Below are 15,473 nucleotides of genomic sequence, written 5' to 3' on the forward strand. Positions count from 1 at the left end.
CTGGTTGACTGCGCGCCGGTGAGCGGAGAAAAGCACGCTTTATATTTATTTTGCTGAGCAAGAGTAGCAGAAGTCACGTATAATCGCACTCAAGCTAAATAACTGAATGAACAAACATGATTAAAATTGGTCAGTTCAACACGCTGCAGGTAACCCGCCGTGCGGAGTTTGGCGTGTTTCTGGATGCAGACGAATATGGCAGCGTGCTGCTGCCAAACAAGATGGCTTCTGAAGAGCTTGGTGAAGGTGACAGCGTTGAGGTGTTCCTCTACTTCGATTCGGACAACCAGCTTTCTGCGACGACCGAAAAGCCGATCGCTCAGGTAGGCGAGTGGGGCCTGATGCGTGTTGACGGCATCAACGCTACCGGTGCGTTTGTAAAATGGGGTATCGAGAAGAAAGATCTGCTGGTACCGTTTGGCGAGCAGCGCGGCCGCCTGCGTGCCGGTCAGGAAATCCTGGTTTATGTGTACACCGATAAGGCATCAGGCCGTATCGTTGGCACTACCAAGTTCAACAAGCTGTTGGACAAAACCCCGGCTAACTATCAGCGCAACGAGCAGGTAGACCTGCTGATCGCAGAGCGCAGTGACCTGGGTTACAAGGCAATCATTAACGGCAGCCACTGGGGCATGATCTTCCCGTCAGATGTGTTTGGTAAGCTGTTTGTGGGCAAACGCCTGAAAGGTTACATCAAGCAGGTCCGTGAAGATGGCAAAATCGACCTTGCGCTGCAAAAAGTCGGTACGGCGAAGATGGACGATCTGAGTAGTCGAGTCCTGGATGCGCTGGAGAAGAAAGGTGGCTTCCTGCCGCTGAATGATAAGTCTTCGCCAGAGGCTATCTTCAGTGTCTTCCGCACCAGTAAGGGTACCTTCAAGAAGACCATCGGTGGCCTGTACAAAGCGGGTAAAATCACCATTGAGAAAGATGGTATTCGTCTCAGCGAATAATGAGACAAAAAAAGCCCGGAACGATACCTGTTCCGGGCCAGGGGAATGGCTCTTGCAATAAGAGCCTGCGCTAATTGCTTTTATAAAGTTTAGTACACGCAGGCCCCAGATCCAGTAAATGTGATCTAAAACAAGTTTGTATCGCGAACCAGTTCTCTTGGAAGGCCGTTCTTGATCCGGTTGCCTACCCATTTACCCAGTCCAATCACATCTTCACCATATTTTACAATCACTTCGCCTTTGCCGGCTGCGTGTTGCTCCGGGCGGACATCCCGGCCCATGTACCATTCGCGAGCCTGTTCCAGAGTAAGGCTGATGCAGGCTTCTTCGTGGCCGTCAGCAAGTGCCATCACGGCCTCGTGCTGCCAGCGGTAGCCTTTCTTATGGGCCTCGGCCAGTTTCACGCCCATGCGGTCAAAGCGGATTTCACCGATCATGGTTTCCAGCGCCAGCGGGAACAGCCATACCTCGTTGTCACGCTGCCAGATGCAGCTTTTCTCCGGAAGAGTCAGGCCCAGTGACTGCTGGAGGGATTTGGCTACTTCAGATTGTACTTTGGCACTGGCTTTTTCAAACGGGAACTTGCCCAGACGTTTTTTCACCTCAGGGGCAGCCACGGATGAGTGCTTGCGCAGGCGGGCAACGAAAAAGCCTTCGCTGTCGAAGATCTGCGGATAGATGTGCAGGAAGCCTTCTTCGGTAATCGCTGCTTCGGCGTTTTCAAACAGGCCGTTCAGCGGTTCAAAATCCACTGCGTCACCAAAGGTGTCTTTCAGGTGGTGACATACCTGCTGGTTTTCTTCCAGGTTCAGGGTACAGGTTGAGTACACCAGTACGCCACCCGGTTTCAGGGCATGGAACGCACTCTCAATCAGGTCTTTCTGGGTTTCGGCGATATCCAGAATGGATTGCCTGCTCCAGTTGTTCATTGCATCCGGGTCTTTACGGATGGTGCCTTCACCTGAACACGGTGCGTCCAGCAGAATGGCATCGAACTGCTCTGGCAGCCAGCCACCGAATACGCGGCCGTCAAAGTTGGTCAGGGCAACGTTGCGCACACCACAGCGCTGAATGTTGGAGTAGAGGCCTTTGATGCGGCTGGCAGAAAACTCATTCGCCACCAGCGCGCCATTGTTGTTCATGGCAGCAGCGATCTGGGTGGTCTTGGAGCCAGGGGCGGCAGCCACATCCAGTACGCGCTCAAGGTGCTCTGGTGCGTTGTCCAGCAGCAGGGCAGTGACTGGCATCATGGAGCTGGCTTCCTGAATGTAGAACAGACCGGCCATGTGCTCAGCGGTGTTACCCAGTGGCACCATGTCGTTTTCATCACGCTCAATCCAGAAGCCGGTATTGCACCATGGCACCGGCTTCAGTTGCCAGCCTTTTTCTGCTGCGCGTGCCAGAAAATCTTCTACCGAAATTTTCAGGGTGTTGACGCGGATACTGCGACGCAGAGGGCGTTTACAGGCCTCAATAAACTCACCCATATCCAGGTGTGAAGGCATGATTTGTTCAATTTGGGCGATAAAGCCCTCAGGAAGTGTAATCTTGGAATGCAAAACCAAATCTCGGTAGTCAGAATTTGCGGGCAATTTTAACTGATTATAAAAAAAATGCAGCCTTTTGAAGGCTGCATTAGGGATGGATAGTGGTGTTTATTGTGGACCAGGGATTGGTGTGCGCCACTGACGCCACTGTTCTTCCATATTGTCATGCAGATGGAAGGCGCTGTTGGCTTTGGCCGGAGGCTGAAGCGGACCGGTTTCCGGTGTGGCAAAGGAGATGCCGCCGCGAACGATGCTTTCAACTGTGCCGGCTTTGACTTTGGCGCCGGTAATACCGATAGAAACATCGACGCCTGACGCATTCCAGAAGATGGTGTTCTCGCGGATCAGATAGGCGTACTTCGGCAGGATCTCAACGGTGGTGATCACCCGGTCTGCGAGGGTACCCAGTTCAACATTGACCACTTCGCCCACTTCAAACTCGCGGAACAGCACCGGCGTACCGACGCTGACAGAAGCGCGGGTGGCGCTCTGAAGCTGGAACGGAATACCGCGGGACTCCCGGCCCTTGGTATCCAGCTCAAACACGTAGCGTGGTTTGTCACCGGCCGGCTCGACCTGAATGTACTGGCTGAGCAGAGTTTCAATGTTCTTGACGCCTTTCAGGCCGACTTCCGGCTGAACCAGCCAGAAATGGGTGTTGCTGAGCGCAACATCGCTGACGTATTCCGGCAGAATGCGCGCATCGATATTAACCGAGGCCGAGTTAAAGTCCGGCTTCACATCGGCCACTTCACCAACAGTTACGCCCTGGTACTTCAGCGCCATGCCTTTTTCCACATTGGTGGTTTTGTTGGTGGTCAGGCGAATGTGACGGCCGTACTTACGGGCTTCGTTATAGCTGTCGTAGAGTTTCCACTGGTCACCGCGTTTGTTCTCTACACCTTTTAGTGTATCGAATGCGATACCGCCTTTGAGCAGGGTCGCGACAGGTGACGCGGTAACGGTGACGCCGCTGAGATCGGCTTTGACTTCGACCCCCGAGCGGTTCCAGAAGACACTGTCACCGGTCAGCAGATGGCGGAAGCGGCGGTCCAGATTAAGCTGGATCTGCACTCCTTCCTTGCTGAGTTTATATCCGGCGACTTTACCCACTTCCAGGTTGCGGTATAGCAGCGGACTGCCTTTGGAAACCGGAGGCAGGGTATCGCTGAACAGGGTCAGGCTGACGCTGCCGCTCTGGTTAAAGTCTGCCAGTTCGGCCAGTGACTGGTTGGCAAACAGGGTATAGCTGGATTTGGGTTTGTTTTTACCTTCACTGACAAAGCTGACTGAGCCGGACAGGATCTGTTTGGCCGGTGGGACCGTAACACTCAGGCCGGTTTCTGTCAGTTCAGCACGGGCGGTGCCATTCACGAAGAAGCGGTTGCTGCTTTTAATAAGGTGTGCGTAGTCGCGGTTGATCAGGACATCAAAATGCACTTCGTCACCATCCAGCGCTACCCGGGTAATGCTGCCTGCGCGGATCCCTTTGTAGAGGATTTCGGTGCCGGCTTCGAGCCCAAAAGTGTCGTCAGCGGTCAGGGTCAGTTGCAGGGAGCCCTGAGTGTTACGGATAAAGGCTTCTTTACGGATCGCGGTAAACTGGCGGGTACGTTCGCCTTCACCCGGCACCATGGTCAGGTAATTGCCGGTCAGCAGGTTACCAATGTTTTCCACGCCAGACAGCGAGAGTTTGGCTTCTTCCAGCAGGAAGCGGGTGCCCGTGTTCAGGGCATCAGAGAAGCCTGGCTGAATAGAGGCGTAGGCGATGATGTGCTCGTGATCATCGCTTAGTTGGATGTCTGTGATCTGGCCGACTTCCAGCCCGCGGTAGGTGACTGGCGCGCCGTTGGCGCTGACCTTGTTATCGGCCGGCAGCTCGATTGCCACCGGAATACCCCGTCCGGCAGTGGCCAGATCCGGGTAGAGTTTAAACTCATCACCATCGCCAACCGGGACGCCCACATCCGGCGAGTCCACGGCAATGGCACCACCAATCAGTGCACTCAGGCTCTCCATGCGGATATCAATGCCGCTGAAGCCGACACTGGCACCGATACCGCTGACATTCCAGAAGCGGCTTTCGCTGCTGATAAGGTTGCGGTACTCATCGTCAATCACTGCGTGAATACGGACATAACGGGCGCTGTCATCCAGTTTGTAGCTGAACACTTCACCAATCGGGATTTTCTTGTAGACGATTTTGGAACCGACAGAAATGGAGCCTAGCTCATCAGACACCAGGGTGATGTTGAGTCCTTTGGCAGCGAGCAGGTCCGGAGGGCTGCTGTCCAGGCCCTGATAAGCGGTTTTCAGCTCTTTGTCATCGTCTTCACTGACCATCAGGCCCGGATGAATCGAGATATAGTTACCCGACACAAGCGCATCCAGCCCCGACACACCAGAGAGGCTGGCAGTCGGCTTAACCAGCCAGAAGCGGGTTTCCTCACCGAGCAGTTTGGTGGCTTCCGGGTAGATGTCCGCTTCGACAAAGATGCTTTGCAGGTCTTCAGACAGGTTGATGTTGCGCACCATACCCACTTCCAGACCCTGGTAGCGGATGGTGGTCCTGCCGGCAACCAGCCCCTGAGCATCTGAAAAATAGATCTGGATGCGTTGTCCGGCGTCATTGATGGCTTTAAATACCAGCCATCCTGCCAGAGTCAGGGTGATCAGCGGAAGCAGCCAAAGGGGGGAGATACCAAAGTCCCGTTTGACGCGCGGAGGATGCGAGTTTTGCTGTGTGTCACTGCTACTCATTGGTTTGTTTATCCTGATTCGAGCTTGGATAGTTGTCCCAGATCAGCCGTGGATCGAGACTGTCGGCGGCCAGCATAGTTAATACAACTACGATACCAAACGCGACAGCGCCATATCCGGGAGTAAAGTCTAAAATTTGTCCCCGGTCTACCAGGGTGAGCATGATGGAGATAACAAACAGGTCCATCACTGACCATTTACCAATCCACTTCACCGCGAAGTAAATAGCCATTCGCTGCCGGTGAAACAGGCGGCGTTTAAACTGAATGCAGAGCATGATGTAGGCCAGACCAAGGATTTTGGCTACCGGCACCACGATACTGGCTACAAAGATGATCAGCGCGATGCCAGGCATGCCGTTTTTAACCAGCGATGCCACGCCGGAAAATATGGTGTCTTCAAGTCGCTTACCGTTGGTCAGCAAAATAGAGATAGGCACTACGTTTGCCGGGATGATCGCAACAGACGCGGCAAACAGATACATCCAGGTTTTCTTAAGTGAGTCCGGAACACGGTGATAAAGGGCATGCTGGCAACGCTCACAGTGTGAAGACTCAGGCTGGGACAGGTGGCAGACATGGCAGTGTACATCTTTGTGTTCAAAGTGATATTTCTCTTCACTCCGCCAGGCTTCCCAGTATTGCTGAACGCTGAAACGGGTGACCAGCATCAGTGACAGTATCTGCAGCAGAATAAGCCCCGTCAGTCCCCAGCCGACAAAAATATCGGAGTAGTCCTGCAGTTTAAAGCAGGAGATGGCGATACTGGCGAGGAATACATCGATCATCACCCAGTGTTTGAGATGGTGTACCAGATTGGTGGAAATCCGCAGCAGCCAGAAATTTCGGTATCTCAGTGCGGCGTGGGCGGTGACGACGCTGGCGCAGACTATAAAGGGGGCGATGCTGGCACAGAAGGCGACCAGAATGCCCAGCGCCAGAAAACCTTCCTCTGCGAGAATAAAGGGGCCCTGCAGCAGGGTGGCCGGTATCATCACGCCAAACAGACGAATGGTAATAAAAGGAAACAGGTGAGAGGGGATAAACAGCACCAGACAGGTCAGTGCCAGTGCCAGGTTCCCGCTCAGTGAGTGGGTATTGCTCTGATATAAATGCGAGTTACAGCGTGGACAGTAAGCACTGCGGCCTCTAGGAAGTGAGACCACATCCACCGCCAGTTCGCATCCTGGACACAGGCGGATTTTGTCCGGGTTGCGGGCGTGTTCGGCTACAGGAGGCACAGGGCCTCCTGAATGGTTTGTCTGTCAGTGGGTCTGAACACTCCCGTAGAGTGTCTGATATAAGCCATCTTGGTTTACCAGCTCCTGGTGGGTGCCTGTCTGGCTGACCTCGCCATCTTCAAGCACGTAAATTCTGTCCGCCTGTTTTACTGCCGACAGCCGGTGCGCCACGATAAGGGTGGTTCGTCCGGCCAGAAACTGGCCGAGGGCCAGGTGCAGTGCCGCTTCGGTTGCGGTGTCGAGCGCTGAGGTGGCTTCGTCCAGAATCACAAAGTCCGGGTCACTGAGCACCATACGGGCAATGGCAAGTCGCTGCCTCTGTCCCCCGGAAAGACGGATCCCCTGTTTGCCAATCTGGGTATCGAGCCCTTCACTGAGCTGCTCTGTCACGTCCTGAAGCTGCGCGACTTCAAGGGCCTGCCACAGTGCCTGGTCATCGTAATGACCACCTAAGGTGAGATTATGCCTCAAGCTGTCATTAAAAAGTATAGGTTGTTGTAAAACAACGGCAATTTTATCGCGGATAATATCAAATCCGATATCGTCAGTGGTGTGACCATTAAAGCGTATGGCTCCGGCGGAAGGGCGGTATACCCCCAGCAGCAGCTGGATAAGGGTGGATTTGCCTCCTCCGCTGGCGCCGACCAGCGCGACTTTCTCACCGGCAGGGATCTCCAGGCTCAGCTGCTGAAGTACTTTTCTGTCCGGGTTATAGGAAAAATCAACCGAATCAATTGAGATGCTGACGCGGCGTGAGTCATTGAAAGGATTCACTTTACTTTCCGGCCGGAACTCTTCTTCCAGCTCCAGCAGGGAATTAACACGTGTCAGTGCGGCTTTGGCGCTGTACCAGGAAAACTGAATGCTCAGCAACTCCTGAACCGGGCTGAGCATAAACCACAGGTAGCCGAACACGGCAAATATCTGGCCTATGGTCAGGTCACTGAACAGCACCATCAGCATGGCGACGGCGCGAAACAGTTCAAACCCAATCAGAAACAGCAGGAAGGACACCCGGCCGGCTGCTTCGGACTGCCAGGCGTACTTGTCCGCGTCGCGGCGAATGTCGTCTGCCTGTTGTTTAAGTTCGCTGAGAAACTCCCGCTCTTTGTTGGCTGCCCTGAGCTGGTAAATGCCATCCAGGGTTTCCACCAGCCGGTTTTGAAAACGTTCAAAAGACAGGTTCTCTTTCTTTTTAAGGTGTTTGACTTTGCTCCCCAGCATTCGGGAGAAGTAAATCACCACCGGATTCACCAGCAGGATAAACAGACCCAAACGCCATTCGAGCCACAACAATACCAGCGCTGTGCCGATAACCGTCAGCAGGCTGACGATAAAGCGGCTAAGGGTAGAGCCGATGAACTGGTCAATGGTTTCAATGTCGGTGACCAGGTGCGCGTTGATCCCGCCACTGCCGCGGGTTTCGTACTGGGCAATGCTGATCCGGCCGAGTTTATCGAGCATCCGGGAGCGCATCTGATAAGTGATGGTTTTCGATACCAGGGTAAACTGGCGACTCTGCCAGATATTGAGCGCCTGACTGCTGGCCCGCATCAGAACCACCAGAAACAGGGTAAACATAATATAGCCAGTCGGGTTGTGCATGGATTGCGGTAGCACGGTCTGCATCATGGCCAGTCCGCTGGCAGGCTGATCCAGCAGTACTTCATCGACCATCAAAGGCATCAGCAGGGGAATGGGCACGCTGATTAAAGTTGCAGCAATCGCGATAAGGTTTGCCAGCAGCAGCTTGTTTTTATGCCGTTTTGCTTGTGTTAACAGCCAGGACGGGCTAATAGTGTCGGAGTATTGAGTCATTATGTTGAGAATGAATCCTATTTTGATTTAGCTTGGCATTGTACATACTTCCAAAGGATTTAAAAGAAATGGATAAAACGCAGTATCAGTCCCTTACCAAACAGGCCGTTGCTTTAATTGAAGACGAAACTGACCTGATTGCCAATCTTTCGAACCTGAGTGCCTTACTTAATATGTCACTCGACCGCCTTAACTGGGTGGGTTTCTATCTGATGCGTGAAGGTGAACTGGTGCTTGGGCCGTTCCAGGGAAAACCAGCCTGTGTACGCATTCCCGTCGGGAAGGGAGTGTGTGGGACCGCAGTGGCCACCAATACGGTGCAACGCGTTTATGACGTTCACGAATTTGAAGGCCATATCGCCTGCGATGCAGCGAGTAATTCAGAGATTGTAGTGCCGTTTTCACTGGGGAATGGCGTCGCCGGGGTACTGGATATCGACAGTCCGGAAATCGGCCGTTTCAGCGAAGAAGACGGGCAGGGACTGGTTTTCCTGATGCAGGAAGTTGAAAAGCTGCTCATTTCCCACGCGAACAATGATTAAATTGAATGTTCACTGTGGTTTTTTAAAGGTATCTCTCTATAATAGCCAACAATATTGACATGAACGATCTGCGGAAAGGCCGCAGCAACCAGGAATCCTCATGGAAAACACTGAAAAGTTAAAAAACAGCAAAGAAGTCATTGCATACATTGCTGAATGTTTCCCTAAGTGCTTTACTTTAGAAGGTGAAGCTAAGCCATTAAAAATCGGTATCTTTCAGGACCTCGCAGAGCGTCTGGGTGAAGACCCGAAAGTAAGCAAGACTCAGCTTCGCGCTGCTCTGCGTCAGTACACTTCATCCTGGCGTTACCTGCACGGTGTTAAACCTGGTGCAGTTCGTGTTGATTTGGACGGCAACGAGTGTGGCGTACTAGAAGAAGAACACGTAGAGCACGCTCAGGCGACTCTGGCGGAAAGCAAAGCCCGCGTACAGGCTCGTCGTAAAGAGAAAGCTCGTGAAGAAGCAAAAGCGAAGAAGCCGGCTGCCAAAGCTCCTCGCGCTCCTAAGCCGAAAGCGGCTAAGCCAGCGAAGAAGCCAGAAGCTCCATCCCGTCCGCTTAACAACGATGAAATCACCGTTGGTAACGAGGTGAAGGTGAACATGGGCAAAGGAAATATGGCCGCTACTATCGTAGAAGTTAATAAGGATGATGTGCGCGTGCAACTGAATAACGGCCTGCAGATGGTCGTGAAAGCGGAGCACCTGCGCGCATAAAGGAGATAATCCTACGCATGAAATGTCGTTCTAAACTGACACTGTTGACTGCCAGCTTTATACTGGCAGCCTCAGCTCAAGCGGTTGATGCAAGGTACACTAAAGCTGATTTGGAAAAGCTGGTACCAGAAGTTCAACACGCGACTGCCGCAAAGCGGGTGACGTCCCGTCTGACCCGTTCCCACTACAAGCACTTCAGCCTCAATGACAAGTTTTCAAATGCGATATTTGAAAGATACGTCAACATGCTTGATTACAACCGCAATATCTTTACCCAGGACGACATTGATTCGTTTGAAGCCCAGCGCGTTCAAATCGATGAGCAATTGAAATCCGGCAGTAACCAGGTTGCTTATAAGTTGTATAACCTGGCGAACGAACGCCGCTTTGAGCAATTTGCCTATGCGCTGACGCTGCTCGATAACGAGATCACTTTTGATGCGGATGAGAGCATGACGCTTGACCGCAGTGAAGCAGAGTGGCCGCAAACCAAAGCGGAAATCAATGAGCTTTGGCGTAAGCGGGTTAAATATGATGCGCTGAACCTTAAGCTGACCGGTAAAGAGTGGCCTGAGATCAAAGAGATGCTGACCAAGCGTTACAACAACGCGATGAAACGCATTACTCAGACCAAGAGCGAAGACGTGTTCCAGCTGTATATGAACGCGTTCGCCCGTGAAGTGGACCCTCATACCAGTTATTTGTCACCGCGTAACGCTGAGCAGTTCCAGTCTGAGATGAACCTGTCTCTGGAAGGTATTGGTGCAGTGCTGCAGATGACCGATGACTACACCGTGATCCGTTCGCTTGTCGCTGGTGGCCCGGCCTCGAACAGCAAGCAGCTGCAAGAGGGTGACCGTATTATCGGTGTGGCTCAGGATAAAGAAGAGATGGTTGATGTGATTGGCTGGCGTCTTGATGACGTGGTTCAGTTGATCAAAGGTCCGAAAGGTACCAAAGTCCGTCTGCATATTCTGCCTGAAGCCAAAGGTGCTAAAAGTTACGATGTCACGATCGTGCGTGACAAAATCCGTCTTGAAGACCGTGCGGTGAAGTCAGAAGTGATCGAATACGACGGTAAGAAGATCGGCGTACTTGAAGTGCCGAGTTTCTACGTTGGCCTGGCCAAAGATACTGAGAAACTGATCGGTGAGCTGAAGCAAAAAGGCGTATCCGGTATTGTTGTTGACCTCCGTAACAATGGTGGTGGGGCGCTGAGCGAAGCAACGGCGCTGTCTGGTCTGTTTATCACATCAGGTCCGATTGTTCAGGTGCGTGACAGCTACGGTCGGATTGAACAGAACAGCGATACCGATGGTGAGATCAGTTATACCGGTCCTGTTACCGTGCTGATTAACCGTTACAGTGCATCGGCTTCTGAGATTTTTGCTGCAGCCATGCAGGATTATGGCCGTGCCGTGGTACTGGGTGAGAATTCTTTTGGTAAAGGTACGGTCCAGCAGCACCGCTCTTTGAATCATATCTATGATTTGTTTGAAAAAGAGCTGGGTTATGTTCAGTACACTATTCAGAAGTTTTATCGTGTGAATGGTGGCAGTACCCAGAATAAAGGTGTAGTGCCGGACATTGCGTTCCCGACTGCGGTTGATCCGGAAGAAACCGGTGAAAGCGTTGAAGATAACGCACTGCCATGGGATATGATCAAAGCTGCTGAGTATCAGCGGGTTGGTAATCAGTCTGCGCTTATTGCAGATCTGCAGGTGAAACATGACCAGCGGATTGCGAAGGATATGGAGTTTGGCTTTATTGCTGAAGACATCGATATCTATAAGCAGGAGAAGGAAGATAATTCCATTTCGCTGAGCCAGAAAGCACGCGAGAAGGAGCAGGATGAAGCGGAAGCACTGAAGCTCAAGCGAATTAACCTGCGTCAGAAAGCGGACGGCAAAGCGGAGTTTAAATCTCTGGAAGACGTGCCAAAAGACTACGAAGCTCCGGATCCGTATCTGGATGAAGCAGTCGCAATAACGGTCGATATCGTTAATAAAAACAAAGCATAAACATGAAGCGGGCGAAATGCCCGCTTTTTTTAACCCAAAAAATAATGTGATGCAGATCAATTTTTCTTGGGTGTATGCATATTGAGCTCCTACGCTATAAGAAAAGCGGGGAGATTGTTATGCGATTGTTAATCACTATTCTGGCCTGTCTGACGCTGGGCATGGGGTCGCTGAGCGCAAAGACGGCAGAGGTGCCGGCCAAGCCTGATCTGACTCAGTTCAATCATCCGTTTCTGATCGGGGACTGGTATCTGTTCAATCCGAATCCCGCTGACAGTCAGGAAAACTTCCTCGCTATCCGGCTGACGCTGGAATCCAATTACGTCTTTACTATCGAGATCCAGAAAAAAGACCACAGTGTTGATTACTGGCAGGGGCGTTATGAGGCTGATGAAACAACGCTCATCCTGGGTATGGAGACCGCTAATCCCCAGCTTTATTACTACAACAACAATCACAATACCCTGAGCCTGAATGGCGTGATGTTCCATAAAGGTCTGCCGGATGCACTGGTCGGCCGCTGGACCAGCGAACAACTGCTGGGTGATGACCTGGCGGCGAGTGATATCAGCAGGATGGATCTGGAGCTTAAACCTGACTTCGTTTTCTCCTTTACTGTTGTATCGGCTGACGGTAAAGAGGTAACACATGAGGGGATCTACATTATTGAAGATGACCATCTGGTGATGATGTATCAGAACGGCGAGCAGGACTCACGTTATACGCTGGAAGATAATCAGCTGACGCTGGACAGTGAATCATCGGACATGTATGCGGTACTGAACCGGGTAGAGTGATGTGTTTCTTAAGGGATTTCGATTGCGAACACAGTTTGCAGTGGAAAGTTCGCTGAGAGTTGTGGCAAACAGGACAGTTTGTATATCATAGTCAGGTCAAGCCGGATAATGGTTTTTCTAAAAGCGAGTGTGAAGGCACTCGCTTTGTTTTGTCTCCGGCACTCTTCAAAGGAATTATAAGGAATACAACATGGCCGAGAATCCACAAGCCAGGTACCGCAAAGATTATCAATCCCCGGATTTTACCATCACTCACATTGACCTCACCTTTGACCTCTTTGATACCGCCACCAAAGTGACGGCCGTTTCAAAAGTTAAGAAACTCAAACAGAGCACAACCCTGGTTCTGGATGGCGAAGAGCTGAAACTGGACTCGGTAGCGGTGAATGGTCAGGCGTGGTCTGATTATCAGGCAGCGGACGATGGCCTTGAGATCCATAACCTGCCGGATGAGTTTGAGCTGACGATCGTAACCGAAATCAGCCCGGCGGAGAACACCGCGCTGGAAGGTCTGTACAAATCCGGCGGCGCATTCTGTACCCAGTGTGAAGCTGAAGGCTTCCGCCGTATCACTTATTACCAGGACCGCCCGGACGTACTGGCGGTGTTTACCACGACAGTTATCGCAGACGAGAAAGAGTATCCGTTCCTGCTGAGTAATGGTAACCGGATTGAAGAAGGCAAAACCGACGGTGGCCGTCACTGGGTGAAATGGAATGACCCGCATCCAAAGCCTGCATACCTGTTTGCGCTGGTGGCCGGTGATTTTGATGTGCTGCGTGACAGTTACACCACCCGTTCCGGCCGCAAAGTGGCGCTGGAAATCTTTGTTGATAAAGGCAACCTGGATCGCGCACCGCATGCGATGACCTCTCTGATCAATTCGATGAAGTGGGACGAAGAGCGCTTCGGCCTTGAGTACGACCTTGATATCTACATGATTGTGGCGGTGGACTTCTTCAACATGGGCGCGATGGAGAACAAAGGCCTGAATGTGTTTAACTCCAAGTTTGTTTTGGCGAATGAAAAAACCGCGACTGACACGGATTATTTGGGTATCGAAGCCGTTATTGGTCATGAGTATTTCCATAACTGGACCGGTAACCGTGTCACCTGTCGTGACTGGTTCCAGCTCAGCCTGAAAGAGGGCCTGACCGTTTTCCGTGACCAGGAGTTTTCAAGCGATCTGGGCTCACGGCCGGTAAACCGGATTAACAATGTACGTGTAATGCGTGGTCCTCAGTTTGCAGAAGATGCCAGCCCGATGGCACACCCGATTCGTCCGGAACAAGTCATTCAGATGAATAACTTCTACACCCTGACCGTATATGAAAAGGGCAGTGAAGTGATCCGTATGATGCACACACTGCTGGGCGAAGAAGGCTTCCAGAAAGGCATGAAGCTCTACTTTGAACGACACGATGGCACGGCAGCGACCTGCGAAAACTTTGTCGCGGCGATGGAAGATGCCTCCGGTGTGGATCTGAAACAGTTCCGCCTGTGGTACAGCCAGTCAGGTACACCGGTACTTGAGGTGAGTGACAGTTATGATGAATCTTCTCAGGCTTATACTCTGACGGTGAAGCAACACACCGCGCCAACAGCAGATCAAAATGAGAAGCAGGCCCTGCATATTCCGCTGGATATTGAGCTTTACCGTAAAGATGGTTCGGTAATTGAGTTACGCTGTAACAATAAAAATGTACACAATGTTTTGGACATTACTCAGGACGAGCAAAGCTTTGTGTTTGAAAAGGTTGATGAAAAACCAGTCGTCTCTCTGCTGCGTGAGTTCTCCGCGCCGGTGAAACTGGATTACGATTACTCTGACGAAGAGTTGATGTTCCTGATGGTGAACGCGCGCAACGAGTTTGCCCGCTGGGATGCCGGCCAGATGTTGTTGGCAAAACACATTAAACACAATGTGGCGCTCGTTCAGAAAGAGGAAGCGTTTGAACTGCCTGAGCTGGTAGTGGATGCGTTCCGCGGCGTTCTGCTAAATGCTGAACTTGAGCCGGCGTTTGTTGCTGAGATGCTGACCCTGCCAGGTGAGAATGAAGTCGCGGGCTGGTTTAAGCCGGTAGATGTGGATGCAATTCATAATGTGCTTGGTCAGTTCAAAAAACGTCTGGCATCAGATATGTATGATGAGCTGTCTGCAACTTATCACTCACTGACTCAGGAAGAGTACAGTATTGAGCATGCTGCCATTGGAGTTCGTGCGCTTCGCAACACCTGTCTTTCTTACCTTGCGCGCAGTGAAGCGGGGGATGAACTGGTTGCAAAACAGTATCAGATCGCCAGTAATATGACCGACACCATTGCCGCACTGACGGCTGCTAACCATGCCCAGTTGCCATGCCGTGAAACTCTGATGAAAGACTTCAGTGATAAGTGGCAGGATGACGGACTGGTGATGGATAAGTGGTTTATGCAGCAGGGCACTAACCCGGCAGAGAACGTGCTTGAGGTGATAAAACAGAGCATGCAGCACAAGGCGTTTGACCTGAAAAACCCGAACCGCACCCGCAACCTGGTCGGCAGTTTCTTTGCTGCAAACCCGGTTCATTTCCACGCCAAAGATGGTTCCGGTTACCATTTTGCCGGCGAGATCCTGACAGAGATGAACACCAGTAACCCGCAGGTGGCATCGCGTCTTATCGATCCGCTGCTTAAGTACCGCAATTATGACGAAGAGCGTCAGGCATTGATGCGTGCAGAGCTGGAAAAACTGGCTGCGCTGGAGAACCTGGCATCTGATCTTTACGAGAAAGTGTCCAAAGCACTGGAGCAGTAAGTAAACAGAGGGGGACTCAGGGCTGCCAGTTCTGACGTCCTCCGGTTAATTTGTTATGAAGCATTATTTGTTTAGTCTGAACATCAGCTATCAGCAGTTTATGAACTACTATTCAGGCGCTGCATCCAGCGTGGTGGTGTACACCGATCAGGGGTTAAAACTACAACTGCCAGCGGCAAAGTTCCGGCCGTTTTTAAGTCAGATCGGGGTAAAAGGGCGCTTTCGCTTAACAACCGACCAGAACAATAAGTTTATGAAGTTAGAAGCTCTGTAAAAGAGCTTT

11 protein-coding genes are annotated in these 15,473 nt (G+C 51.7%); 7 read left to right on the forward strand and 4 right to left on the reverse strand.

The genetic code is table 11. From position 1 onward, the window contains the following. The first annotated feature begins 116 nt into the window (after nt 1-116). The gene (locus tag ACVB80_RS17770; RefSeq protein ID WP_481082631.1) at nt 117-953 is read left to right on the forward strand and encodes a CvfB family protein; all 837 of its coding nucleotides are present in this window, start codon (nt 117-119) and stop codon (nt 951-953) included. A gap of 125 nt (nt 954-1,078) precedes the next feature. On the opposite strand, the gene rsmF is transcribed toward ACVB80_RS17770, so the two are convergent. The 4 genes from rsmF to ACVB80_RS17790 all read right to left on the reverse strand — a co-directional run bounded on the left by rsmF (nt 1,079) and on the right by ACVB80_RS17790 (nt 8,318). Next, complete coding sequence (gene rsmF / locus ACVB80_RS17775) at nt 1,079-2,512, reverse strand: 16S rRNA (cytosine(1407)-C(5))-methyltransferase RsmF (RefSeq protein ID WP_481082632.1); 1,434 nt, start codon at nt 2,510-2,512, stop codon at nt 1,079-1,081. 96 nt (nt 2,513-2,608) lie between these two features. Beyond that, nucleotides 2,609-5,260, reverse strand: coding sequence for a PqiB family protein (locus ACVB80_RS17780; RefSeq protein WP_481082633.1), 2,652 nt, complete (start codon nt 5,258-5,260; stop codon nt 2,609-2,611). Beyond that, a complete protein-coding gene (locus tag ACVB80_RS17785) occupies nt 5,253-6,500 on the reverse strand; it encodes a PqiA/YebS family transporter subunit (RefSeq protein WP_481082634.1) in 1,248 nt (415 codons plus the stop codon). Before ACVB80_RS17785 ends, ACVB80_RS17780 begins: the two co-directional genes overlap by 8 nt. A 24-nt stretch (nt 6,501-6,524) precedes the next feature. Beyond that, entirely contained in the window at nt 6,525-8,318 is a 1,794-nt protein-coding gene (locus ACVB80_RS17790; protein ID WP_481082635.1) for an ABC transporter ATP-binding protein, read from the reverse strand. 68 nt (nt 8,319-8,386) lie between these two features. Here ACVB80_RS17790 and ACVB80_RS17795 point away from each other — a divergent pair, with 68 nt between their 5' ends. From ACVB80_RS17795 to ACVB80_RS17820, 6 genes are all read left to right on the forward strand, one after another. Next, nucleotides 8,387-8,860 (forward strand): GAF domain-containing protein, encoded by a 474-nt coding sequence (locus tag ACVB80_RS17795; RefSeq protein WP_481082636.1) that lies wholly within the window; start codon nt 8,387-8,389, stop codon nt 8,858-8,860. 100 nt (nt 8,861-8,960) lie between these two features. Further along, a complete protein-coding gene (proQ, locus tag ACVB80_RS17800) occupies nt 8,961-9,575 on the forward strand; it encodes an RNA chaperone ProQ (protein ID WP_481082637.1) in 615 nt (204 codons plus the stop codon). A gap of 17 nt (nt 9,576-9,592) precedes the next feature. After that, entirely contained in the window at nt 9,593-11,596 is a 2,004-nt protein-coding gene (gene prc / locus ACVB80_RS17805; protein ID WP_481082638.1) for a carboxy terminal-processing peptidase, read from the forward strand. A gap of 119 nt (nt 11,597-11,715) precedes the next feature. Beyond that, a complete protein-coding gene (locus tag ACVB80_RS17810) occupies nt 11,716-12,393 on the forward strand; it encodes a hypothetical protein (protein ID WP_481082639.1) in 678 nt (225 codons plus the stop codon). Between the two features lie 190 nt (nt 12,394-12,583). Continuing rightward, nucleotides 12,584-15,190 (forward strand): aminopeptidase N, encoded by a 2,607-nt coding sequence (gene pepN, locus ACVB80_RS17815; RefSeq protein WP_481082640.1) that lies wholly within the window; start codon nt 12,584-12,586, stop codon nt 15,188-15,190. 55 nt (nt 15,191-15,245) lie between these two features. After that, a complete protein-coding gene (locus ACVB80_RS17820; protein ID WP_481082641.1) occupies nt 15,246-15,464 on the forward strand; it encodes a DUF2835 domain-containing protein in 219 nt (72 codons plus the stop codon). Nucleotides 15,465-15,473: the final 9 nt, after the last annotated feature.

It is taken from the genome of Vibrio sp. 9-16B-A1 (assembly GCF_056726165.1).